This window comes from Pseudoalteromonas sp. AWM4_233 (assembly GCF_056158285.1).
Genome location: NZ_JBSWSZ010000001.1, coordinates 2,518,412 through 2,543,009 on the forward strand (window position 1 = coordinate 2,518,412; position 24,598 = coordinate 2,543,009).

The following is a 24,598-nucleotide window of genomic DNA, read 5'->3' on the forward strand; positions in this document are numbered from 1 at the left end:
AAAGATGTTACTAGCCAATTACTCAGCTAACAATTTCACCAAAAACTCACCTACCGCATGGGCACTTGCTGGGTTTTGACCTGTCACTAAACGGTCGTCTTGAATTACAAATTCATTCCAAGGTTGCACCTTGCTATATTGAGCCGCTTTTCGCGTTAACGCTTCTTCTAATAAGAAAGGAATATCATTGATGGTGCCAAAGTCGACTTCTTCTTCTCGGGTGAATGCAGTGACTTCTTTGTCCGCAATTAACAATTCGCCATTGCTGAGTGTAATTGGCAATAATGCAGCTGGGCCGTGGCACACTGCCGCAATGATCCCACCCGCTTCATAATGCTTGGCTGCCATTGCTGCGACTTCTTCATTGCTTGCTAAATCTGACAGTAAGCCAAAGCCACCTGGGTAGAAAATAGCATCATAGTCGTCTACGTTGACCTGAGAGACAGGCACGGTATTGTTGATCTGCGTTTGGAATGACGCGTCACCTAATACCTTATTATTTACCTCGTCACCCTCAATATCGGTGCCATACAGTGGCGCTTTACCACCTTGAATAGAGACAATATCAAACCCAATGTTATTCGCATTTAATACATCAACAACATGCGTCAGCTCTGGTGCATAGGTACCATTAGCTTGATTTGTACAGCCTAGTGTGGCGTGATTAGTGACTGGAATAAGTACTTTTTTCATGATGATTACCTTAACTCAGTGTTGTCATAAAGTTGTTTGATGCCTTTGTGCAAACTGCTAAAAAGACGATAAGGACACTGTATATTGTTCCCCAATGAATGATAATTACCTAAATCAGTGAAACTCTTTTGCCGTTTAGCAATAATAGATACACTCTTAAAACATATGTTAGTACGCAAAATAAGAGTGATAGATCTATATGGACAGTTTTGAAGGCATTTTTGAGTTTGTGGCTGTTGCTGAAAGCGGTGGCTTTTCGGCGGCAGCAAAAAAGTTAAACTGCTCCACCAGCCATGTCAGCCGACAAGTTTCTCGTTTAGAAGAACGCTTAGGCTCTCGTCTTTTAGCACGTACTACTCGCCAAATTAGCCTGACTGAAAATGGCGAGTTTTACTACCAACAGTGCAAGCAACTCGTCACTGGCTTACAACAAGCCAACGAACAATTAAGCCAGCAGCAATATCAGTTATCTGGCACGCTTAGAGTCAGTGCTGCAGGTGGGTTTGCCGAAAGTTACATCGCCCCTGCTCTGATGGAATTTGCCAAACAGCACCCCGAGCTCAATATTGAAATAGACTTCAATTCTCGACTGGTTAATTTTGTTGAAGACGGTATCGACTTTGCTATTCGCTATGGCGAATTGAATGATTCAAACCTCATCGCCCGTAAGTTAATTAGCCGCTCTATGATGGTGGTTGCCAGCCCTGACTACCTCAAAACCTATGGCACACCAAACCACCCCAACCAATTAAAAAGCCATCGCTGTATTATCGCTAATAACGACCACTGGGCGTTTAATATCGACGGAACCAAACAAAGTGTGAAAGTCACTGGTAACTGGCGTAGCAATAACGCCAATGTGGTACGAGAAGCCTGCGAGCAAGGTCTGGGTATCGCCTATATGCCCGAAAGCACCTTCACAGAATTAATCGCACAGCAAAAGCTGGTACCGCTTTTAGACTCATATTGCATTAAAGGCGCAACCAGCTGGATTGTTTATCAAAACAAGCAATTTATGCCGCTCAGGGCACGCCTAGCCATAGACTTTTTATTGGAGCGGTTTGCAAAGTGGTAAATTAAAGCTGCATTCAGATTAGGTGTTTAAACTATTAGTACGTTTTCAAACAACGACATACAAATGGATTTATACACTCTCTTTATACCTGCTTTATATAAGCTCAAAACGCTATCAGTATGCTCTATTTTTCTCTTGAGCACCTTTTCGTCTTTGGCCAGTTCAAGCGTTTGCTATGGCACGACATCAAACGGTAGTTTACAAAATGGTGTTCAGCTACCAAAAGAAGGCAGTAACTTTGTTGGTTATAGTGAAATAGCAAGATTAGCTGGGCGCACATACGTGCACTCAAAAGTCAAAGATATCATCCTTGATGCTTATTCTCGTTTAGAAAAATCCGAACCTGACAAAGTATTTAAGTATGCAGAAACAGGTTTTGTTGACGGTGGAAAGTTTCGACCTCATAAAACACATCAAAATGGTTCATCTGTAGATTTCATGACTCCTGTATTAAATAAGAGTGGTGAATCTGTTCACCTTCCTACACACCCTTTTAACAAATTTGGTTATAACATTGAGTTTGATAATGTAGGTCAATTTGATGAATATCGAATTGATTATGACGCGCTTTCAGCCCATCTAGTTGCATTACACAAGTCGTCAAAAGAACTTGGTGTGGATTTATGGCGAGTTATTTTTGATCCAAAATTACAACCCTATCTATTTAAAACCAAATATGGGGATTACCTGAAAACACACATACAGTTTTCAAAGAAGCGCTCATGGGTGAGGCATGATGAACACTACCATGTGGATTTTGCAGTGCCTTGCCACAATTAAAAAAGTAAATAAGCGAGCATACATTCATGCATATGCTCGCCAAACCAATATTTAACCTTTAAATGCAACTAAAAATACTTAACCCAGCGCGCTGATGTTTTACGTTTATAACCCGCAAACCATCTACATAATGGGTATAAAAGAACACTTAAGCAGATCGCAAACAGCCACACTTGCCAGACATGATAAAAGCCAAAATATGCGGTCTGCTCACTGCCATAATGCATATTAGTGCCAAATAGCCACTGTGCCACTATGCTAGCAACAAGCAATGCGTATAAGTGCGTGATATAGAAAAACATAGGGGCAGAACCCAATATTCTTACAGGCTCTAACACCTTAAATACGCTCGTTTCTAACACCGCTAACACAAAGGCGCCAACTCCCAATGTTAGTAGAATAAAATCAAGAGACGGTGGATACTTGGTGAAATTAAAGAAGTCCATCACCGTCAAAAGCAGGGTTGTCTGTTGAGACCAACCAAGGGCTTCGCCGTAAATGTTTAACCCTCTTAACATTAATAACCCTAATAAAAGCGCGGCGCCACTTTGCAACAATATCGTTTTTCGCTTTTTCGAAGGTATCGAGCTTGAAAATAAAGGCCCCACCGCATAGCCACACAAAATAACCCCGACCCAAGGTAAAACTGGGTAAGAGGCTTTTACCTTAATAAAAGCATCTGTGACTAAATATCCTCGGTCATGCAAAATCGTCCATAGCGAATACCCCACTTCATTTGGCATAAATTCAATGGGCGATAATAAGTTATGACCTGCGACTATGCTTATACCTAATATGGCGATAATGCTTCGAGGTAAAGTGACCACAACGGCTAAAGCCACCATGCTCACCCCTATGGCCCAGATGACTTGCAAGTACAATGTTTGATAAGCGCCAAACCAAGAGAAATTGACCAATGTCATTTCAAGCAAGATTAAAAATAAGCCACGTTTTAGCAAAAATGATTGAGCTGAACGCTTTGCACCGTTTGCAGGGTTTTCATATAACCACGCTGATAGACCGGTCAAAAACACAAAAATTGGCGCACAAAAGTGGGCACTTAAACGGGTAAAATAAAGATCAGGACTCGTCGTTTGAATGTCCATTGGATCAAGCACTTGAGCATGTAAGAAAAAACGCTCTCTGACATGATCAACCAGCATGAATAACATCACGATGCCACGAAGTATATCGATAGATGGCAAGCGCGTTTTACTGTTTTGAAGATGATTCATTACACTCTTTCTCGTGTTAAAAACGAAAAAACAGCCAAAATAACCTGAGCTCTGGATAATAAATCTATCTCCAGCGGCTACTTTCAACGTTAACTGCGTTGAATTTACTCGCAATAAGCTAGCTATTGACGCATAAATTCGCCTAGTTATCGCCAAAAGTCTCCGGCTGCAGACTTGAAAAAACAACTATCACATCAATATCAAGACGTTAGTAAATCTCTTAACCAAAGCTCAGGTTAAATAATCTCTTACCCCGACTTTAGGTTAGGTGCGATTACTCAGACTGCTATTTTCAATTACTAATATGACTTAGAACACACTAAGACATTAACTCACAGTTAAGATCAGAACTGATATTTAATCGTTGCACTGTAAGTTGTCGGTGAGCCCGGCATAGTCCAAAGTTTATGGTAAGAATTTTCAAAGTAAGCCTTATCAAACAGATTGTTGATATCGAACTTCATACTTACCTTGTCATTTACTTCAATCGACGCTGACAAGTTAACAAGCGTGTATGATGGCAAAATAAAGTTTGCATCTGTTGTTTCGCCTAATCGATCACCCACATAATTCACGGTTGCACCAAGGTAAGACGCTTTACCTAACAGTGTGGTGTAATGCTTTAGTGAAACATGGCCGATATGATCAGCAATATTAATTAAGCGCGAGCCTTTTGGAATTGGTACACCCCAATCAGCATTAATCACATCATTTGCTGTTTTTGCATCTGTGTAAGCGTAAGCAAGTTCAAGTACTGTGTTATCTGTCAGCTCAGTGGTTAGTTGAAAATCAATACCTTGGCTTTCAACTTCGCCTAACGTTGCTGATAACCCCGTATCTGGCTCAGCAGTGAGCATATTGGTTTTTTGCGCATCAAAAAGGGCTATGCTACCTGAGAAACGCCCCGCAATATCTTGCCACTTTGCGCCAATTTCGAATGACTTAGTTTCTTCTGGCTCGAACGCATTGCGGTTTGAATCAAGACCCGGATTTGGCCTAAAACCTTCGGCATAACTCGTATAAAGATTAACTTGATCATTCGCACTATAAATAAAGCCTAAACGCGGGGTAAATTCGGTTTGCTCTTGGCTTTGCGCTTCATCGCTGCGTAAGTTAAGAATGTCTTGTTCAAATTTATCAACACGCACACCCACTAATACTTTTGACTTTTCAGTCAGTTCAATCAGATTCTGGGCATATAGACCTAAACCTTTTTGATTCTCTTCAGTCAGCGTTTTTTGTACTGGCTCAGGTTGAGCTTGAGTGTAGTCTGGATTATTAGGGTCAATGGTATAAGTCGTATCGCCTGAGCCCCATGCTGTGCGCCATACTTTGTAGTCGGTATCAATATCAAAATTATAGTGATCCACACCAATTAAAATATTATGCGTAAGACTGCCCAGCTCAACTTCACCACTTAATTCAAAGCGGGTCGATATATCAAGCGCTTGATAATCACGAGCACGACGTTGGCGAGACAGTAAGTTTTCATCGGTATACACCAGCTGTCTACCACCAGATAATTCAGTATCCGAAGACATACCTTTAAACGAAGAATCTCGGTAAGCAAAGCCTGTCAGTAAATGCCAATCGTCGTTTAACTTATGATTTAACACTAGCTGATGACCGAGCGCTTCAACTTGATGCGCGCCATCACGGATATCCCCGTAAAAAGCATCCCCTTTCACACCGTCAAAGTCATTATTCAGAATGTATACACCTCTATCTAACGGCTTTTTCTGATCTAATACTTCCATTTCGTAGCTCAGGCTGGTGTCATCAGAAATGCTCCACAATACCGATGGCGATAAATGTAAGCTTTCGATTGAAACATGGTCTCTATGTGTATCTGAGTCTTCATACGAACCATTTAGTCGATATGCGGCCTCTTTATTCAGTGCGTTGGTGTAATCAAATTCAAACTGCTTTTTACTGTAATTACCAAGCGTTGCTTGAACATAACCTTGTTCATCAAACTGTGGCTTTTTGGTGATGATATTAATAGTACCACCCGGCTCACCTTGCCCATAAAGTGCAGATCCTGGGCCTTTCATCACTTCAATGCTCTCGATGTTAGCGGTATTTCTATTGCCGTTATAACCGCGAGAATTAAAGCCGTTCACAAGATAACCCGATGGGTTATTTTCGTCTCCCGAGAAACCACGAATAGCAAAACTATCAAACATACCGCCTGAGTTATTCTGCCTAACTATACTCGGTGAAAGCTCAAGCGCTTCCATAAAGCGGGTGATGCTTTCGCTTTCAAGGACATCAGCACTAATCGTGTCGACTGCTTGCGGAGTTTGAACTAAAGGAACATTTCCACGGTAAGGTTGCCAAACACGCTTAACTTCAATGTGTTCTATGTCTTCGTTTGATTTAACAGCATCTTGCGCAATGACACCATTCGATGCCACCAAAAGTGAGAGTAGTAATTTCTTTTTCACACAAATCTCTATTTTTAGGAATATTCAATTTGATACACTATAACATATCAAACTGTACTGTTGTTATTTCCTAAAAAGTGAGTCAACTCTATTTTTATGCGTTTAATCGGAAATTTTAGAGTATTTAAAGTTGCTATAAGTAGCTGTAGGTACATGATTTGTTTATTTGAATAAACATGGCTGTTTTCAGTCACCAAAACAGCCATCATTAAAATCCACAAATTACACGATTTGAATTAAGCGTGACTATTTAACCACTCTAGCGGAATATCCCACAAAACATTGGCTTTGCGACTGAAGAATTTCATATGTCCAATCTCTTTTAAACCATGATGTTTGGGGTCTAGAGTTAGTGTTTTCGCCTGAATATTTGGGCTCACAGACATCATGTCTCGCACATTTTTATCATTTGCAATGAAGTCATCCACAGCGTTAACCCACATTGTAGGAAATGTAAGTTCATCGAAATAATGCTTTTCAATGGTTTTGCCAAATGCTGTTTTTACATAACCACCGCCGTTACACCATGTTTGCCATTGCTTTGCCACTGCTTTTGGTAATGGCTCTCCCATACCTAGCCAATGTGATTTAGTGTAGCCAAACACGCTATTAGAGATCGGTATAAAAAGGTTCATAAAAAAGTGAGACTTAAATTGATCTCTTATTTTCATATTTAATAATCGCCCTGATGAACTCGCAAAATTAAACATGGATGTTAACGCTTTGGCGTTGTGCGCAAGTCCAAATAGCTGTCCACCAGCACTGTGACCGACTAAGTGATAACTTGTATTTGGGAATTGCGCCATGAGTTCAGCAATCGCAGCTGGTTGATCAAGTAACCCCCAACATTGCAAACTAGCAGAGTGCTTTTTAATGTCTCCATGCAATGACCCGCCAATCCCACGATTATCATAACTAAGTACAGCAAAATCATTCTCAGCTAAAAACTCTGCAAATGGCTTATAGAATTGACGCTTTATCCCTGTTGCAGGGCCAATTAATACGGCGCCTTTAATTTGACCTGAAGGCGAGAATATTGAACCCGCAAGCTTATACCCATCTTCGCAGATTATGGTTATTTCTTTACAGTTAACTCTAGACATATGATTTGCAACTTAGTAGTCCGATTTGAACAGCTTACAAATGCCGAGTAAATATCGCAACAGCAAATGTTAAGTTTTAGAGTTAAAACTCAAAACCAAAAACTCATGCGCATTTTCATGAATGAATATGCTAGCTTAATAAGCTATGTAAATAGCTTCTTCATCAGACAGCAAAATCAAATTATAAGAAAAATACAGGACCGTCCGTGAACAAACTCTTGCTAACATTATTTTGGTTGATCACCTTACTCATTATGTTTTTTATTGGTAAGAACATGGGGGCTGGGGGTGTTTCAATAACAAAAGAAGCACAACTTGATGTGATTCAAAATATTGAGAGTAACCCTACTAAGCTTGAGACTTTTAACAAAAAAGAATGTCAACCGGCGGCTGAATTAAGCAACAGTTCGCTTCCTTCATCTGGACTAACAAACAAAAATCAAACAGCTCAAAATAGCCATACGCACGATAAGCAAACCCTTATAAACGAACTAGCTGACGTGAAAAGGCAACTTGCAGACGCTGAATCTCAGTTGGAATCTTTAAACGCATCAAAGCCAAACATGCCTAGAGAAGATCTGCCATCACAAGCGACTGAAGAAGAAGTTAACCAACACTTATCAGCGCCTTTTGACTCTGTTGTTCTCGATGCAAGAGGCTCTATGGTTGATAAATTTAGGCAGCTTCATGAAGAGCCACAAGATCAAGAGTGGTCTATTGTTATAGAGCAACATATCTCTGACTTCTTTGTTACTCATGACTTAGCCGATAAGGTGACACTAGATGCTGTTACCTGTAAGCAGACTATTTGCGAAATTCGTGGGTTTGAGCTAGAGAATGAAGCTTGGGGTCGAATCATGTCAGATATGAGGGCCCAACCATGGTGGAATTTTGCCAGCTCCCATTCAACTACTCAAAATAATAAAAAATTTGGCATGTTTTTCTATTCCCTAGTCTCAAAAAATGTCATTTAACTCACTTATTAACTTACTAAACTATTGAAAATAATCAGGTCATACCCAAATCAATGTTTTAATCACTTAGGAGTAGTCGATGATCGTCGCCATTGACGTGCAATACAGTAACGATAAAGCATTTGTTGCTTGTGTGGCCTTTGATAATTGGCATGCGGAGTCTCCACTCAAGGAATACACAACGGTTGTAAACCATGTCGAAGAGTACGAACCCGGCGCTTTTTACAAAAGAGAGTTGCCTTGCATCCTAAAAGTGCTGTCTGACCATGCTCTTAAACCAGATACCATTGTTGTTGACGGGTATGTTTATTTAGATGATCATCAAAAGCCCGGCTTAGGTAAGCATGTGTTTGATGCCCTTCATGGTGAATCGTCTGTTGTAGGAGTCGCGAAAAAGCCCTTTTCAGGTATAGGTGATGAACATGCGATATATCGAGGAGAAAGTATTAAACCCCTCTATGTGACCAGCACTGACTCAACACAAGTAGCAAAACAGCATATTTTACATATGCATGGTAAACACCGAATTCCAACGTTATTGAAACGTGCTGATCAACTTTGTCGTGAATTTGCAAAAAGTAGCCAGAATTTTAGCGAAGAGTTTAATATATGAATAAAGCCATTTTCAGACTTGCAGTAATTGATGATGCAGAAGAGATAAACTCTGTATCAACACATCTAGGGTATCAAAGATTATCTGGAAATCAGGCCTCAGAAAAGTTGCTGTCACTACTGAATTCTGAAGCTGATCAGATTTTTGTCGCCGAACTAAAAGGTAAAATAATCGGTTGGATACATCTATTCTATGCACGCCGACTAGCATCTAATGACTTTTATGAAATTGGTGGATTAGTCGTAAATCCTGAGTATAGAGGTCAGGGCATTGGAAAAAACCTAGTTAAGTTTGCGACATCTCAAGTCACTGAGGAAGTTCGTGTTCGGTGCAATGAAACTCGACTAAAAAGCCACCTTTTTTATGAACAGCAAGGCTTTAAAAGTACTAAGTCTCAGCGTGTATTTGTAAAATAAAAACTCGGCTTAGCGCTAAACAGTAGCTAAAAACCTATTGCTTAGTTTTTGCTGTTATCCAAAGTTATTTATTTACAAAATATATTGGCCTAATACATTTATTAAATTTTCTAGAATAATTGCAGTTTAAAAATCCATCAGATACCATCGAATAAATACCTAAAAGGAATACATTCATGATAAAAAACTGCATGGTCGTGCTGTCTTTATTAATTTCAACCTCAGCGCTATCACAACCAAAAGACTTTTCTGAGCTGACAATTAACCAGCTTCATCAAGGGGTAAAAGCAGGTCAGTTTACTTTTGCCGATGTTACCCAGTATTACTTAAGCAACATACAAAAACATAACCCTCAACTAAACGCAGTGATAACTGTCAATCCCGACGCCTACCAGCAAGCTTTGAACAAAGACAAACGCTACAAAGAAAATGGTAAACAAGGCATTTTATTTGGTGTACCCGTTTTACTAAAAGACAACATAGATACCAAGTTAATGGCAACCACTGCCGGTGCGCTCGCATTGCGAAATCATTACCCAAGCAAAAATGCACCTATTGTTGAGAAGTTGCTTTCAGAAGGCGCAATCATTTTAGGAAAAGCAAATTTAAGTGAATGGGCAAACTTTAAATCTTCACCTAGCTCGAGTGGTTATAGCCATGTCGGTGGTCAAGTAAAGAATCCTTACGACCTAACTATGACTCCTTGCGGCTCTAGCTCTGGCTCTGCTGTGGCAGTCTCTAGTAACCTAGCATTGGTCAGTATTGGTACTGAAACCGATGGTTCAATTCACTGCCCAAGCGCGCTCAATGGCGTTGTTGGTTTTAAGCCGAGTATTCATCATATTTCCCAAACAGGGATTATTCCCATCGCGCATTCTCAAGATACAGCAGGCCCTATTACAAGAACTGTGACTGATGCTCAGCTTACTTATTTAGCAATCTCGGAGTATGCTCACAAAGAGTCACCTTCAACTCATTCATTGCAGGGTAAACGCATTGGAGTTATTCCAGGCATAAACCAGTTTAATCAATCTTATAAAGCTGAATTTGAAGACACCTTAAAACGCTTGGGTTCAGCGGGTGCAACTATCATTAACGATATCCAGTTAAACCATTTGGATAAAATATTTCCTGCTGAATTTGATGTACTGTTGTACGAGTTTAATCATGGCATCACAGCTTATTTAGCAAACACAGGTGATGGTGTCAGTGTTAAATCACTACCTGAACTAATTGAATACAACAAGAAATTGAACGATCAGCAACAAGAGCTCTTACTTGCCTCACTTCAAGCAAATGATGAAGCTAAATACAAACAAGCTGTCGCTGCGATAAACAAATACGCTAAGCAACAATTAAAGGAAATATTCAAACAACATAAACTCGATGCCATCATTGCACCGAGTGTTGGCTCTGCATGGAAAATAGATCCGATCAATGGAGACAAATTTACAGGTAGCAGCTCAACACTTGCCGCCGTAACAGGCTCACCAAGCATCACTGTCCCTATGGGATTAAAAGAGGGTATGCCCTTTGCTGTAAGTATTATTGGTGACTTAGATCAAGATATGAAAGTGCTTGAAATCGCAAAGCTGCTTGAGCAATTAACTCAGGGGCGAGTCGCACCTAAGCTATAAAATGGTAAAGCATAGTGCTAAGCAAGAATCTTAAAAAATTTTTTAAATTAACTGATCTTTTCTGATAGCGGCTGCGTTTAACATATTGAAGGGTCGAAACGGTGTTGCATTCACCAGTAACTAGTCCTTGCATTTAGTAAACCCCTTCACCATTCGCAGAAATTAAGCGCACTACCCTACAGTGCGCTTTTTCTGTTTTAAGGCTCATCAAAACCATACATTTTATTGAAGCCTGGAATTCTACTTTCCCAAACCGGTGTTGCCGCTCCAACAATATCAGTGAGTATATCTAGAAATAGCTGAGTCTTTAATGCCAAATCTCTATGTGGATAAACAGCAAAGAAGTTACCGTAATTACTGAGCTTTATACCTGTCATTATTGGGATCAGTTCACCGTTTTTAACTTCGTTCCCGAGCATTTGCGCGGTTGCTGCTGTCAGCATACGACCATTCAAAGCTGTTTTAATCAGTAACTCGGCTTCATTCACTTTATAAGCCGTATTCAAATGAAGAAACGCTTGTTTACCGCTTTCATCTATATACTTAATTTTATCTATGACTAAACCGGGGGCGCAATAAACCACTGCGGGCAGTTGTTCTAATTCTGCAATACTTTCTGGCTCACCGAATTTTGCTAGGTACGTGGGAGAAGCCAACAGCAGTAAGCGATTTCGTGCAATTTTTCTAGCGATCAGATTTGACTCTAAAGGCTCTCCCATCCTAATACCCAAATCAAACCCTTCACCGATCACATCAACTAGCCTGTCTTCAAGCAAAAGCTCAATCGTGACATCAGGATATTTCTCTTGGTAAATCGTTACAGCTTGCTGAACATATTGGCGACCAAACAAGGTTGGGCTGGCAATTTTTAACTCCCCTCTTGGCTCGGTATGATAATTCTGCGCTAAACGTTTAGAGTTACTTAATACAGTGCGAAGTTGCTTCGCTTGATTTAGCATCTCAACCCCTGCAGCGGTAAAAGAAATAGCCCTTGTTGAGCGATTTAATAGGTGTACCTCAAGCTCTTCTTCAAGCTTCGTTATTTGCTTTGAAATCGCGGAACGATTGACATTACGGTATTCCGCGACTTTAGCAAAACTGCCCAACTCAGACACTTCCAACAGTAATAATAATCGACTTGCCAGATCCATAACCCATCCAATTGGTTCCTATTTGGAATCATTATAATTCAATTTAGCTTGTTTTTAGATAACAAATTAAACCTTAAAGTGTGCTCAACAACACGGCAAATTGCCACTTAATACACGTAAAAGGGTCATCTCATGTCTAACCTCGCAATTACAAAACAAGCTGGTGTCGCAACTGTTTTAATTCAGAATCCGCCAATCAATATATTAACCAGTGATTTAATAAACGAAATCAATGCATTCGTACTGTCATTAAAAGATGACAGAGATACCAAAGTGGTGGTTTTTAAGTCTTTTCATGACACTTTTTTTATCGCCCATTTAGATTTACATGTCATTAATGGCACGCAAGGTGGCCAAGCGGCATCAATCGAATTTAATCATATGATTGAAAACATCAAAGCGATGAAACAATTGTCTATTGCAGTGGTTGACGGCGTGGCTAGAGGGGGTGGCAATGAGTTTGTAATGGCCTGTGACTTGGCCTATGGCACTGAAAATGCGGCATTTGCGCAACCAGAGCTTTACATTAACATACCTACAGGTGGTCAAGGTGCGGTTCAATTCGCAAGACGTTTAGGTAAAGGCAAAGCACTGCAAGCGTTACTCACAGGTACTGATTTTACTGCTCAACAAGCGGAAACGCTGAACATCATTACTCAATTTGTACCAAAGTGTGATCTCGATGAATTTTTAGCACCTTTACTCGCACTAGTTAGTCACTGGGAGTTGCGAGATATTGCCATGTATAAAGACATCATCAACACGTCAATCATTGATGAAAATGCGGGTGCAGAATTAGAATTGAGATACTTTTTAGACCGCGCCAAAGAACAAAAAACGCAAACTATCATCAAAGCATTTTTAAAGCATGGTGGCCAAACTGAACGCGAAGCACATGACATTCAGGGGATCTTTCAAGATACAGCGGCAGAATTAAGTTAGTAAATGCATAGAGGCTAATCGAGGTTAGCCTCTTAATTCACTAGCCTATTCATTGGCTGATGTTCTGTCGTAAATCAAGATTATTCACCTGAACGACTGATCGCTTCTTTACCGTTATAAACTAAGCGTGTCGACCAAGGAATAGGATTTCGAAGCGCAAAGTGTGCCATACAGCCATTTTCAGCTTCATCCAATAGATCTTTGATTTTCTCTTCAGGCTCAGGGCTTTCGATGATCACATGAGTCTCGACTACATCACAGCCGCCATCTGTCATGTAACCATGCTCACGCATGTGGCCCAAGTTTGTACGAAATACAATGCGCTGCTCTAACTTTAAGCTATCTACCTGAATTTTTCGTGCCGTCAAAATATCGGTTAAATGCGTCATCAAGCAAAAACCAATGCCTGCCGAGAAAAATGCCAGTGGCGGCGGCGCAGTATCTTCACCTACAGGAGGTTGTTCGTCACAATATAATTTCACTGGGCTAAAGCCCGGAATATTCACCGAAACCACACCAGTTTTACTTTGCATATTGCCTGCTTCTGCACTTAAGTTGACTTCAAAGCGGTACGGCTCTGGGTGCTTTGCTTTAGCAAATTTTGAAGGTTGGTATTGAGTTGTTGCAGGTTGCTCAGTGCTTCTCTCACCTACGTGATAAAACTTTTGTTCTGTCATGATGCTCTCTTTAAACGTGTTTTTGTTTAAAAATAGCTTATGCCATTTTGTCTGCAGGGTGCCGTCAAAATAGCCTAAAATTGAATCTAGTTTGGTGCTATTCTTCACCTTAAAGGTAAAATATGATGGAAACCACCATGCTTGAGAAGCAAGACAAAAATATCCTTTCACAGCTACAGAGTAACGGCCGCATGTCTATGGTTGATTTGGCCAAAGAAACCCATATGTCTGAATCGACTTGTTTACGTCGCACCAAAGCGCTTGAAGAAAAAGGCGTCATTAGAGGCTACAGTGCCGTACTCGATGCAGAAGAAGCGGGGTTTGGGGTGTTGGCATTTGTGCAGGTGAGCATTGACCAGAAAAATGAAGCGGCATTTGATAAATTCAAACTGGCTGTGATTGAGCACCCATTTATTTTAGAATGCTATTCGCTCTCTGGTGCCTATGACCACTTAATGAAAGTCGTTGCGCGGTCAAACAAAGAGCTATCTCGTTTTATACTCAAAGAATTAAGAAGCTTTCCTGAAATTAAAGAAGCACAAACCCTGTTTGTACTCGATCAGGTTAAACACACTTCTGCCTTACCTGTAGAGTTGGATTAATGTTCACCATTAAAGAAAAAAGCTCGGCTTGACGACGAGCTTTGGTGGAGAATGTACTTATTAAAGCCAATGCCCTGTTAATCTATAGTGAATAACAGGTCTGTACGGATAATGTACTTTACGCCTTGAGTAATTGCCTCTGAGCTATGTAAGCAATGCAAAGGGTGTGTGCCATGCGGAAAACATAACACGCCACCTGCGGGTGTTCTGACATTTATGATTTTTGCAGGCTCTCCATTTTTTGCAGGCCTTGAGTCATCTTGTGCATTCACCCAAAATTGAGTGTGACCGCCTTTAAAGTCATCTGACAATAAAATCAAAAATGTCATCTGACTCCATCTGTCATCGTATGCATTCGTAATATTTTGTTCATTAATGATCTTGCTGCCCGGCCAAGCGCCATCAATATGTGGTTTAAAGAAGTCCCCTTCTCCATATTTATAAAAACGGCATCGAGCATTGATACCAACAGGTACTTGGCCTGAAATGGCGTCAATGCCTTGAGATAATAAAGGTGCGCATCGCTCCCAGATTAATGACTCTGTTAGCTCGTCGATCACCCAAGTGAGGTTTGAGTTATGTCTCACTGAGCGAGGAAGAGACACAGCGGCATCTAGATTGAAACTCAGCGATTCTGCAATCTCAATAAGTCTTTGGCATTCGGCTTGAGACAAAACATTCAATAACTGAAATGCGCCTGGCACCTCTTCAATTGGGTTTAATTCAACATGCCCCTCATGCGTAAGCGCCAATTGAGCAGGGTTTTCCCCTCTATTTGCCCAAAGTGGAATATCACTGCGTTCAGCACCTTGTTCACGTGCAACAACATAAAAATCATCATAGTTCATTACTTAACTCACCACTGTCATCTGTGCAAATTGGCGATGCCCTTGCACACTGCCATGAAAACCAAAACCGCTTTGTTTTGCACCAATCCAAGGGCTATCGCCATTACCACCAGGCCCTTTATTAATGCCAATCATGCCTGCTTCTAATTGTGCAGCAACATGTTGCGCGTCCTGTTTGCCAAACACCACAGCACCTAAACCATAGGTAGAATCATTGGCTCGTGCTATCGCCTCACTCACTGTTTGAAAAGTAGATATTGCGACAACAGGACCAAATGTCTCTTGTTGCTCCATGACCATTTCACGAGTGATCCCGCTGATCACAGTTGGTTCGATATACCGGTCTTGAATTGCATGGCCTCCGAGCAATAAATGCGCGCCTTTTCTTAATGCATCATCAATATGCGACTGAATCTTTCGCACTTGCTTGGCATTGATTATCGGTCCAATATCAGCATGTGTTTCATTCCAACTGCCAAGCCTATATTGCGAAGCCAACGCTGTGACTTCTTGTATAAATTCATTTGAAATTGACTCTGCCACGTAAATACGCTCTGTCGATGTACACATTTGACCCGCATTTTCAAAACTGCTCGCAACAGCAAATTGCGCTGCAGCTTTGATATTGGCATCTTCAAGCACAATCATGGGGTCGTTGCCTCCGAGCTCCATGATCAATCTCTTAAGTGAAGATGCCGCTGATGCCATAATCTGCTTGCCAACGGCTTGTGAACCTGTGAAGGCAATGAGATCAATACTTTCGTGAGCAACTATCCTACTTCCCTCCTCTCCATCGCCATGCAGAATGTTTAAAATACCCTCAGGCAAATATTGATTTAGTAGACGAGTAAAACGCTCCGCAATTAATGGGGTTTCTTCTGAGGGCTTAAACACCACCGTATTACCAGCGACTAGAGCTGGTACGAATAAATTCACAGCCATTGCTAGTGGATAATTCCAAGGTGAGATCACTGCGCAAACGCCCAGAGGTCGATATTGCACACCACTGCCGTCAGTGTGAGGTGCTAATGCTTTTGCTGCTTCAGCCGCATAATAGCTTCCCGAAAATAGCGCACCTCGTACCTCGCCAGTTCCTCTATCCAGGCTTTTTCCCATCTCTTTGCAAAGTAACTCAGCCAGCTCATCTTGAAATGGGATCAAGGCTTTAAACGCCTGACTAATAATGCGACTTCTTTCATGTATAGGCGTTTGCCGCCAACTTAACTGTTGTAACTTTGCATGGGCTATCGTTGCATTTATCTTATCTTGATCTGCTACTGACACTTCACCTAATACAAGGCCATTACTTGGGTCATACGAAATCAATGTCATGTCTCACCTAACGAATGCTATCTTTTCAAATGATGATTTCATGTTAAGACACAAGTGATACAATTAGAAACAAGAATAATGCGTATGAGATACAAGCATGAGCGGTATAGCAAATCTAGACATCAAACAGCTGAGAGTGTTGCACTTCTTGCTCATTGAACACAATGTCTCAAAAGTCGCGGCTCAAATGGGCATAAGTCAGCAAGCCGTGAGCGATCAATTAAAAAAGCTAAGGCACACTTTCAACGACAGGTTATTTGTCAGAAAAAGCAATGGGCTCATCCCAACCCCCTACGCATTATCACTCCAAAATGACGTTGCCAACATTATTGCTCAAGTTGAAAAACTAGTGGCACCCATCGATTTTGATCCCAGCTCAACCAGTGGGGTATTTACCATCTGTGCAACTGATTATGCTCAATCAGTCATCTTACCCAATCTGCTGGCAAAACTAAGAAGCCAAGCACCTAACTTGAAAGTGATTGTGCGAGATATTGAAATAGATAACTTAAGTCAGTTACTAGATAGTGCTGAAATTGACCTAGTATTGTCATTTCCAAGCTTTGTGCCTAGTAAGTATCCTAAACACGTTTTATATACCGAAACACACCAATGTGTTGTCAGTAAAACACACCCAAAAGCAGAGCACCTTTGGACAATAGAAGAAATCGCTTCTCACCCACAACTTATCATTTCACCAAAACGTGCAAATTTGGTTGGCTCAGCAGATACGTTTTTTAAATCTCATGGCTTAAAAAGAAACATAGTCATGACAGTGCCTTTCTTTGCGGCTGCCGCAGAATGTATCGCATCAACAGATGTGATAGCACTGCTACCGAGCAAACTATTACCCAACGATAATTTAAAAGTTTTAAACTGCCAGCTAAATCTACCCACTTTTGATGTCATCACAGTTTGGCACCAACGTTCAGACCAAGATCCATTAAACCGCTGGATAAGAAAGCAAGTGAACGCGCTTTATGATCCCGAAAATAAGTCAACTTAATTCTATTTTGACCTACATAAGAACTCGAGAAGCTAGTCGCTAATTCAATTCAATATCATGCGACTCAGACCACTGTCGCAATGCTTCTAAAATACTCAACGCTGAGCGCCCAAATTCTGTGAGCTCATAGGTCACAGCAACAGGGCGTTCACTGATGACTTTACGCAACACCATACCTTCTTGCTCTAACTCTTTGAGCCGTTGGTCGACCATTTTCTTGGTGGCGCCGCCTAACATACGCGACAAATCATTAAATCTCACAGGCTCATCTTTTAAGTGATAAATAATCGAGCCCTTCCACTTACCACCAATTAAACGCATGCCTTTTTCTATGGCACAAGGTTCAATACAGGCATCTAAAACTTTTTTTCTGCCTTTACTATCTGTTTCTACTCGACTTTTCATTTTTTGACGCTCATTTTTATTAGGTTACTAAAAGTATACTAATTGATTAAGGTGAATAGGTTCCTAAAATATACCACAAGTCAATTGCAAACACACTGGAGCAAACCATGAGCAATATTTTAATCATTAACGGCCATCAGTATTACCCGTTCTCTGAAGGTAAGTTAAACGCAACCTTGGTAGACAAAGCTGTCAGCATTTTTCAAAGCAAGGGTCATTCAACTCGCGTTGTGACGATGCAAGACAACATCGACGTCGAAAAAGAGCTTGAAAATCACCAATGGGCTGACTATGTATTCTTACAAACTCCGGTCAATTGGATGGGCGTAACTTGGTCTTTCAAAAAGTATATGGATGAAGTCTACACAGCTGGTATGGGCGGCGCACTGTGCTTAGGTGACGGTCGAAATGAACAAGCACCTAAAGCCAACTATGGCAAAGGCGGCACAATGACAGGCACTAAATACATGCTTTCGCTGACATTCAATGCCCCTGAAGAATCATTTAACGATTCTAATGACTTTTTTGAAGGTAAGTCAGTTGATGACTTAATGTTCCCTATGCATATGAATTTTAAATTTTTCGATATGCAACCTATGGCCACATTTGCCTGCTTTGATGTGATGAAAAACGCCGATATTGAGAACGACTTAAAACGCTTTGAAGCACATTTAAACGCACATTTTTAGAATTCACCCTAAGGAAATTAAATGAACTCAGATTACACAACCAAACTTCATGCTGGCACTGTTTTTCCTGACATCAAAGCGACTTTACTCAGTGGTGAGTCAGTCAATCTTGCAAAGCCAAAGGCCGGTTTTGATTGGAAACTTGTGCTGGTATATCGTGGTAAACATTGCCCTTTATGTACACGCTATCTCAACCAGCTAGAGCAGTTTAAAGATGCCCTTGCCGACATTGGCGTCGACATCATTGCCGTCTCTGGTGATAGTAAAGCGCAGCTTGAGGCACATAATGAGCAATTAGAGATAAGCTATGACATAAGTTATGGATTAAGCGTTGAGCAAATGAAAACGCTTGGGTTATACATCTCTGATCCACGCTCAGAACAAGAAACGGATCACCCATTTGCAGAGCCTGGCCTGTTCGTAATAAACGCTGAAGGTCATATTCAAGTGGTCGACATTTCAAATAACCCGTTTGTGCGTCCTGAACTACAAGCACTCGTAAATGGCTTAGCTTGGATCAGAAACCCAGACAATAACTACCCTATTCGTGGTATGCACAGGTAAGTTTATGTTTAATAAATTAACCGGATTTTGCTTTCTTTGTTTATTGTTGGTGTTCAATGTACAAGCCAAGCCTGTTTATGAACATGCGCATCTTGCTTCACCTGAGCACTACAGCGTTTTGCTTGAAAACGAACAGGTACTGGTACTCAAAATGGTACTTAAACCCGGTGAGAGTGACCGTTTTCATAAGCACAATGCCGAAACCGTGTATTTTCAACAAGGAGGCCGTGCTGTTATAAAAACTGAAAAAGCATCACTCAACATAGATATCCCTGATGGCCACACTATGTGGCACGATCAGTGGGTACATCAAGTGAGTAATGTTGGCGACACCGAAATTATTGCGATTATTGTGGAGTCAAAGCAGACTAACTAAGATGTGATTTTAGGCAACAAATTGAATACCATAACAAAAACGCCTTTTAGTATATTAACTAAAAGGTGTTTTTAATATTTGTTAGCTTAAACTTCGTAGTAGGCCAAGAAGAAGTCGATTGTATCTTCAGCCAATTTAGTGATCTCTTGCTCAGTCAATGGCTCTGCTTGATGCAAAATTTGCGGCCAAAATGCTTGGCCTTTTAATAAGCTCACCAACTGCTCATGCGCTAAACGTGGCTCAGCCTCTTTTATTTTGCCATCCTGCATGGCCGACTTTAACCATCGAATTGTTGTCGTTTCTTGTTCGAAAAACTCACCAATGTTATCGACAAATTTGTCTGGGTTGAATAAGCACACCCCCATTGCAACGCGAATAAGCTCATGCATCTTTTTGTCATTCATGAACTGAATTTCTTTCACCACCAGCTCATGAAGTTGCGCTTTTACAGGGGTTGTCGCGTCGTAAGGAAAGTCGTGGTTTACGAAGTTTTGACTCCAAATATCTTTAATTATTTCAGTAACTAAAGTTTCTTTATTTTGGAAATGATTGTACACGGTACGCTTCGACACGCCTGCAGTTTCGGCCACTTTATCCATGCTGGTATCGCTCACACCATATTTTTGAAACGCTTCAACTGCGCCATTCACTATGGCTTCGCGCTTAAGCTCACTTCGTGTTTTTTTAACTTCGCTCATAACTCACTCTCAGATATCTGATTGAGTTATTTTTACACTAATTAGTTTACTTTTCAAATTTCACCAGTAAACTACACCGTACAGTTTACTTGCAACTTTGCTGTTTCTGCTTGAGATCCAGCAACAAGCAAGTCGGAAAAATTAATTTAACTTATTGGCGAGCCTATACAGTATGAAACTTAATGCTTTAGTTAATCTAACGACTCTCAAAGTCACGACTGCATTTATTATGACAATCGCTATGTCGTCTGCCCTCACCGCTTGCGCGCCTGCCAACGAGCAGCAAACAGACACGCAGGTTGTTCAAACGGTAAAACTTGCACCTGTTATGACCAACGCGAAGCAATATACCCGCACTTTTCCTGCTGAAGTTGCGGCAGTTAAAACCATAGATTTAAGTTTTGAAGTGTCAGGTCGTCTTATTAATACCAAGCTGCAAACTGGATCTGTGGCGAATGAAGGTGAGATTTTGGCACAAATCGACCCAACTCTTTTCAAACAAAGAGTACAAGAAGCCCAAACGCGATTGAAGCAAGCCGCAAGAGATTTAAAACGTATTGAAGCGACAGCTAAAAATGGTTTGGCCTCACAAAGTCAATTAGACAATGCGAAAACTAACTTTGAATTAGCAGAAATCGCCCTGAGTAAAGCCGAGCAAGACTTGAGTTACACTTCACTTTCAGCGCCATTTAATGCACAAGTATCTGAACGCTTAGTCGAAAACGGTAACTATGTAAAAGCTGGCGACATCATCGCCAAGTTGCAAGATGTTTCGCTATTTTACTTCAACGTGAATGTGCCTGAGCGCCTGCTTAGTAGCTACCAACAAGGTAGTTTAGTCAAAACTGAAGCCCATATTATTTCTACTCCAGAAAAGAAGTATGAACTTACTTACATAGAGCATGCCACACAGCCCGATCCCATCACACAAACATACAAAGTCGTATTTGCTGCACAGGTCAGCGACAACAGTTTAACACCCGGTGCTCGCGCCATTGTTAAAGTCAGCCTCGAAGACAATGCAAACAATGATGTAATGTTAGTGCCTTTTAATGCTCTGCAAGGTAGTAACGCTGACGGCTTTCATGTTTGGGCATACGACAAAGCCAATTCAACAGTGCAAAAACGCAACGTCGAGGTACTTAAAGTTGATAACAATATGGCAGCCATTGCTCAAGGTTTAAATAAAGATGATTTAGTGGTTGCAGCCGGCGCACCGAAAATGCGTGAAGGTTTAGCGGTAAAACCGTATAAAGCGGAGCTATAACCATGGATATCGCACGTTATGCCATAAAAAATCCAGTCAACATCTGGTTGCTGGTGATCGTATTTTTAGTCGGTGGTGCCGTTGCCCTTGGTAAAATTGGTCGCTTAGAAGATCCTGCCTTTACCATTAAGCAAGTGCAAGTCGTCACGCAGTTCCCCGGTGCCAGTGCCGAAAAAGTAGAGCGCGAGATCACCGAGCCTTTAGAAATTGCATTACAGCAAATGCCGCAATTAAAGCGGTTAACCTCAATTTCTAAGCCAGGCATTTCTGAAATTTCAGTCGAAGTGCAATCACATTTTGATTCTGATGTACTCCCCCAAATATGGGATGAACTCAGAAAGCGCTTAAGAGATGCATCAAAACAATTGCCTACCGGCAGCCACGCCCCCAATGTGTATGACGACTTTGGTGATGTATACGGCATGTATTACGCACTCAGTGCCCCTGATTTTTCGCTTCACGAATTACGTGAATTTGCCCGCGTTATTCGCCGCGAACTGTTAGTAACTGAAGGCGTTGCAAAAGTGCAAGTGAGCGGTGTGCAGCAAGAGCAGTTAGTGGCTTATATCAACCCTTTTCAATTATCGGGTTTAGGGATCTCTTTTCCTGATCTAACCAGATTATTACAAGAAAACCTGCAGCCATTTAACGGCGGGCGTGTTGAAGTGCAAGGTCGTCAACTTCGTTTAGTTGTTGAAAACCCGGTTGACCATATTGAAGAAATTTATAACCTCACCTTAGTCGTACCAGGGACGAATCAGTCAATTAAAGTTCGTGACATCGCCACTTTAAAGTTTGAGCCAGTCGACATTCAACCTGTGCTTATTCGTTATCAAGGTCACGATGCCATTACTCTGGCTGTGTCGGCCATTAATGATGTGAACATTGTTGAAGTGGGCCAACGTGTAAACGATAAAGCCAATGAATTACTAACAAAATTACCCGCAGGGATCACCCTCACGCCTATTTATGATCAAGCAGCCATCGTCGATGAGTCAGTAAAAGGCTTTATTAATAACTTGGTGCTATCGGTAGTGGTTGTAACATTAACCTTGATGCTATTTATGGGCTGGCGCTCAGGCGTAGTGGTTGGCTCTGTGCTATTAGTGACCGTGATGGGCACTGTGTTAATTATGTGGTTAATGGGATTACAGTTGGAGCGTATTTCGTTAGGCGCGATGGTTATCGCGATGGGTATGCTGGTTGACAATGCCATCGTGGTTGCCGAAGGTATGATGCTGCGCATGAAGCAAGGTAAAAAAGCTGCTGAAGCTGCAAGCTTTATTGTCAAGAGAACACAATGGCCATTGCTGGGTGCAACCATTATAGGGATCGCGGCTTTTTCTGGTATTGGTTTGTCTGACGATGCAACAGGTGAATTTCTGTATTCTTTATTCGCCGTTGTTTTGGTGTCTTTAATGCTGAGCTGGGTGCTCGCCATCACAGTCGTGCCGTTGTTTGGTAAGTACTTTTACAAAGTTGAACAAAACCAAGCTGACCAACAACAGCATAGTGCATTTTACCGTGGCTATGAAAAAGTACTTCGTGGTGCGCTTAAGTTCCGCTGGCTCACCGTCGCTGGCTTATTCGTAATCACAGTTGTGGCATATGGCAGTTTTGGCTTAGTCAAACAAGGTTTCTTTCCGCCATCAAATGCGCCATTGTTCTTTGTGCATTATTGGGGCCCGCAAGGCCAAGATATTCGCGAGACAACCCGTAAAGTTGCGCTTACCGAAGCACTGATTTTAGAGCATGAAGAAGTCGAGTCTGTCACGAGTTTTGTTGGTCGAGGGGCAGATAGATTCACCCTAACTTATGCACCGCAGCAACCAAATGAAAGCTACGGCTACTTCTTAGTACGCACGCACAATCGCGATGAAATCGATGGTCTGATCCAAAAGCTCAATAGCAGTATGCCTGCGCTCGATTTAAACGCCGATTTTTATACTGAGCGTATGCAATTTGGCCCGGGAGGCAGCGCAAAGCTGGCGGTTAGATTCTCAGGCCCAGATGCCGAAATACTGCGAGAACTTGCCGAACAAGCCGAGTTGCTGATGATAAATGACGGGCAAATTCGAGATATTCGTCATAACTGGCGTGAAAAAGGGCTTGTGCTGAATGCCCACTATGACTCTGTCAGCGCAGGTATTGCTGCTGTATCTCGTAACGATTTCGCACAAGCCATTCAATATGCCTCAAATGGACTTGAGTTAGGTAAGTTACAAAATGGTGATTACAGCTACTCAATCAAAGCCAAAGTGTCAGGAGTTGAACAAAACGATATCGAAGCCATTGAGAACAGCCAAGTTTGGAGTTCATCACAGCGCACTTATATTCCCTTTAAACAGGTTTCAAAGGGGGTTGAATTAGAAAATGAAGAAACTCTTATTCATCGTCGAGATCGTGTTAGAACCATTACCATTTCGGCAGAGCCTGGCTTTAACGAAACCGCAGGTAAAGCGTTTGCCCGCATTAAGCCACAAATTGAAGCCCTACCACTACCTGATGGCTACAAAATTGAATGGGGTGGCGAGTACGAATCATCAAGAGACGCGCAAGAAGCCCTAGGCACAGGCCTGCCAGCAGGTTTCTTAGTGATGTTACTCGTGTCTATTTTGCTATTTGGTCGCGTACGTCAGCCGCTCATTATCTGGCTTGTGGTGCCAATGGCCGCAGTAGGTGTGGTAACAGGCCTGCTCGTCACTGATATGCCGTTTGGCTTTATGTCACTGCTCGGGTTTTTAAGTCTATTTGGCATGTTGATCAAGAATGCCATAGTCTTACTCGAAGAAATTGACCTGCAAATTGCCGAAGGCACCGAACCTAGAGAAGCGATTGTTTCAGCAAGTAGTTCGCGTTTACGCCCTGTTGCACTGGCTGCTATCACCACCATTTTAGGTATGGCCCCACTATTGAGCGATGCGTTTTTTGCGGATATGTCAGTGACCATCATGGGCGGTTTAGCATTTGCAACCATTTTGACCTTGATTGCAGTCCCTGTGTTTTACAGTCTGTTTTATCGATTAAGTTATCGTAAAACCGTGTCTTAATAGCCGTTTATTTCCCAA

24 protein-coding genes are annotated in these 24,598 nt (G+C 41.5%); 14 read left to right on the forward strand and 10 right to left on the reverse strand.

The features are described 5' to 3' along the window. Positions 1-18: 18 nt before the first annotated feature. Positions 19-693, reverse strand: a complete 675-nt coding sequence (locus tag ACXAC4_RS11215; RefSeq protein WP_475161586.1) for a type 1 glutamine amidotransferase domain-containing protein — start codon at positions 691-693, stop codon at positions 19-21. A 199-nt stretch (positions 694-892) separates the two neighbouring features. Between ACXAC4_RS11215 and ACXAC4_RS11220 the strand changes: the two genes are divergently transcribed. Both ACXAC4_RS11220 and ACXAC4_RS11225 read left to right on the forward strand, forming a co-directional pair. Beyond that, positions 893-1,768, forward strand: a complete 876-nt coding sequence (locus ACXAC4_RS11220; RefSeq protein WP_475161589.1) for a LysR family transcriptional regulator — start codon at positions 893-895, stop codon at positions 1,766-1,768. 63 nt (positions 1,769-1,831) lie between these two features. After that, a complete protein-coding gene (locus ACXAC4_RS11225) occupies positions 1,832-2,548 on the forward strand; it encodes a penicillin-insensitive murein endopeptidase (RefSeq protein ID WP_475161591.1) in 717 nt (238 codons plus the stop codon). A gap of 68 nt (positions 2,549-2,616) precedes the next feature. Here ACXAC4_RS11225 and ACXAC4_RS11230 read toward each other — a convergent pair whose 3' ends face one another. The 3 genes from ACXAC4_RS11230 to ACXAC4_RS11240 all read right to left on the reverse strand — a co-directional run bounded on the left by ACXAC4_RS11230 (position 2,617) and on the right by ACXAC4_RS11240 (position 7,333). Continuing rightward, positions 2,617-3,783: an acetyltransferase domain-containing protein gene (locus ACXAC4_RS11230; protein ID WP_475161594.1), complete on the reverse strand. Its 1,167-nt coding sequence runs from the start codon at positions 3,781-3,783 to the stop codon at positions 2,617-2,619. Positions 3,784-4,127: 344 nt separating this feature from the next. Continuing rightward, entirely contained in the window at positions 4,128-6,230 is a 2,103-nt protein-coding gene (locus ACXAC4_RS11235) for a TonB-dependent siderophore receptor (protein ID WP_475161598.1), read from the reverse strand. Positions 6,231-6,466: 236 nt separating this feature from the next. Then, the gene (locus ACXAC4_RS11240; RefSeq protein WP_475161603.1) at positions 6,467-7,333 is read right to left on the reverse strand and encodes an alpha/beta hydrolase family protein; all 867 of its coding nucleotides are present in this window, start codon (positions 7,331-7,333) and stop codon (positions 6,467-6,469) included. 206 nt (positions 7,334-7,539) lie between these two features. Between ACXAC4_RS11240 and ACXAC4_RS11245 the strand changes: the two genes are divergently transcribed. From ACXAC4_RS11245 to ACXAC4_RS11260, 4 genes are all read left to right on the forward strand, one after another. Further along, entirely contained in the window at positions 7,540-8,307 is a 768-nt protein-coding gene (locus ACXAC4_RS11245) for a hypothetical protein (protein ID WP_475161606.1), read from the forward strand. Between the two features lie 79 nt (positions 8,308-8,386). Beyond that, positions 8,387-8,920, forward strand: coding sequence for an endonuclease V (locus ACXAC4_RS11250; RefSeq protein ID WP_475161608.1), 534 nt, complete (start codon positions 8,387-8,389; stop codon positions 8,918-8,920). Further along, positions 8,917-9,336: a GNAT family N-acetyltransferase gene (locus ACXAC4_RS11255; protein WP_475161611.1), complete on the forward strand. Its 420-nt coding sequence runs from the start codon at positions 8,917-8,919 to the stop codon at positions 9,334-9,336. The genes ACXAC4_RS11250 and ACXAC4_RS11255 overlap by 4 nt, the downstream gene beginning before the upstream one ends. A gap of 176 nt (positions 9,337-9,512) precedes the next feature. Next, positions 9,513-10,973: an amidase family protein gene (locus tag ACXAC4_RS11260; RefSeq protein ID WP_475161612.1), complete on the forward strand. Its 1,461-nt coding sequence runs from the start codon at positions 9,513-9,515 to the stop codon at positions 10,971-10,973. Positions 10,974-11,170: 197 nt separating this feature from the next. Here ACXAC4_RS11260 and ACXAC4_RS11265 read toward each other — a convergent pair whose 3' ends face one another. After that, on the reverse strand, positions 11,171-12,124 hold the full coding sequence (locus tag ACXAC4_RS11265) for a LysR family transcriptional regulator (RefSeq protein WP_475161615.1): 954 nt from the start codon (positions 12,122-12,124) through the stop codon (positions 11,171-11,173). 132 nt (positions 12,125-12,256) lie between these two features. On the opposite strand from ACXAC4_RS11265, the gene ACXAC4_RS11270 reads away from it, so the two are divergent. Then, the gene (locus ACXAC4_RS11270; RefSeq protein ID WP_475161617.1) at positions 12,257-13,066 is read left to right on the forward strand and encodes an enoyl-CoA hydratase/isomerase family protein; all 810 of its coding nucleotides are present in this window, start codon (positions 12,257-12,259) and stop codon (positions 13,064-13,066) included. 80 nt (positions 13,067-13,146) lie between these two features. On the opposite strand, the gene ACXAC4_RS11275 is transcribed toward ACXAC4_RS11270, so the two are convergent. Then, on the reverse strand, positions 13,147-13,743 hold the full coding sequence (locus ACXAC4_RS11275; protein ID WP_058031619.1) for an OsmC family protein: 597 nt from the start codon (positions 13,741-13,743) through the stop codon (positions 13,147-13,149). Between the two features lie 122 nt (positions 13,744-13,865). On the opposite strand from ACXAC4_RS11275, the gene ACXAC4_RS11280 reads away from it, so the two are divergent. After that, positions 13,866-14,345 carry an Lrp/AsnC family transcriptional regulator gene (locus ACXAC4_RS11280; protein ID WP_475161619.1) on the forward strand — a complete coding sequence of 160 codons (480 nt, stop codon included), beginning with the start codon at positions 13,866-13,868 and terminating at the stop codon, positions 14,343-14,345. 77 nt (positions 14,346-14,422) lie between these two features. On the opposite strand, the gene ACXAC4_RS11285 is transcribed toward ACXAC4_RS11280, so the two are convergent. Then, a complete protein-coding gene (locus ACXAC4_RS11285; RefSeq protein ID WP_475161620.1) occupies positions 14,423-15,193 on the reverse strand; it encodes a 2OG-Fe(II) oxygenase family protein in 771 nt (256 codons plus the stop codon). Between the two features lie 3 nt (positions 15,194-15,196). Continuing rightward, a complete protein-coding gene (locus tag ACXAC4_RS11290; RefSeq protein ID WP_475161622.1) occupies positions 15,197-16,525 on the reverse strand; it encodes an aldehyde dehydrogenase family protein in 1,329 nt (442 codons plus the stop codon). Positions 16,526-16,622: 97 nt separating this feature from the next. On the opposite strand from ACXAC4_RS11290, the gene ACXAC4_RS11295 reads away from it, so the two are divergent. Beyond that, on the forward strand, positions 16,623-17,531 hold the full coding sequence (locus ACXAC4_RS11295; protein ID WP_475161624.1) for a LysR family transcriptional regulator: 909 nt from the start codon (positions 16,623-16,625) through the stop codon (positions 17,529-17,531). Between the two features lie 39 nt (positions 17,532-17,570). Here ACXAC4_RS11295 and ACXAC4_RS11300 read toward each other — a convergent pair whose 3' ends face one another. Further along, positions 17,571-17,936, reverse strand: a complete 366-nt coding sequence (locus ACXAC4_RS11300) for a winged helix-turn-helix transcriptional regulator (protein ID WP_475161626.1) — start codon at positions 17,934-17,936, stop codon at positions 17,571-17,573. A 107-nt stretch (positions 17,937-18,043) separates the two neighbouring features. Here ACXAC4_RS11300 and ACXAC4_RS11305 point away from each other — a divergent pair, with 107 nt between their 5' ends. The 3 genes from ACXAC4_RS11305 to ACXAC4_RS11315 are packed head-to-tail and all read left to right on the forward strand — an operon-like array spanning position 18,044 to position 19,565. Beyond that, the gene (locus ACXAC4_RS11305; protein ID WP_475161629.1) at positions 18,044-18,625 is read left to right on the forward strand and encodes an NAD(P)H-dependent oxidoreductase; all 582 of its coding nucleotides are present in this window, start codon (positions 18,044-18,046) and stop codon (positions 18,623-18,625) included. 21 nt (positions 18,626-18,646) lie between these two features. Next, positions 18,647-19,189 (forward strand): redoxin domain-containing protein, encoded by a 543-nt coding sequence (locus tag ACXAC4_RS11310; RefSeq protein WP_475161630.1) that lies wholly within the window; start codon positions 18,647-18,649, stop codon positions 19,187-19,189. A 4-nt stretch (positions 19,190-19,193) separates the two neighbouring features. Then, positions 19,194-19,565, forward strand: a complete 372-nt coding sequence (locus ACXAC4_RS11315; RefSeq protein WP_475161633.1) for a cupin domain-containing protein — start codon at positions 19,194-19,196, stop codon at positions 19,563-19,565. Between the two features lie 86 nt (positions 19,566-19,651). On the opposite strand, the gene ACXAC4_RS11320 is transcribed toward ACXAC4_RS11315, so the two are convergent. Beyond that, the gene (locus tag ACXAC4_RS11320) at positions 19,652-20,263 is read right to left on the reverse strand and encodes a TetR/AcrR family transcriptional regulator (protein ID WP_475161634.1); all 612 of its coding nucleotides are present in this window, start codon (positions 20,261-20,263) and stop codon (positions 19,652-19,654) included. A 172-nt stretch (positions 20,264-20,435) separates the two neighbouring features. Between ACXAC4_RS11320 and ACXAC4_RS11325 the strand changes: the two genes are divergently transcribed. Both ACXAC4_RS11325 and ACXAC4_RS11330 read left to right on the forward strand, forming a co-directional pair. Continuing rightward, positions 20,436-21,530 (forward strand): efflux RND transporter periplasmic adaptor subunit, encoded by a 1,095-nt coding sequence (locus ACXAC4_RS11325; RefSeq protein WP_475161636.1) that lies wholly within the window; start codon positions 20,436-20,438, stop codon positions 21,528-21,530. A gap of 2 nt (positions 21,531-21,532) precedes the next feature. Further along, positions 21,533-24,580 carry an efflux RND transporter permease subunit gene (locus tag ACXAC4_RS11330; RefSeq protein WP_475161638.1) on the forward strand — a complete coding sequence of 1,016 codons (3,048 nt, stop codon included), beginning with the start codon at positions 21,533-21,535 and terminating at the stop codon, positions 24,578-24,580. The last annotated feature ends 18 nt before the right edge of the window (positions 24,581-24,598 follow it).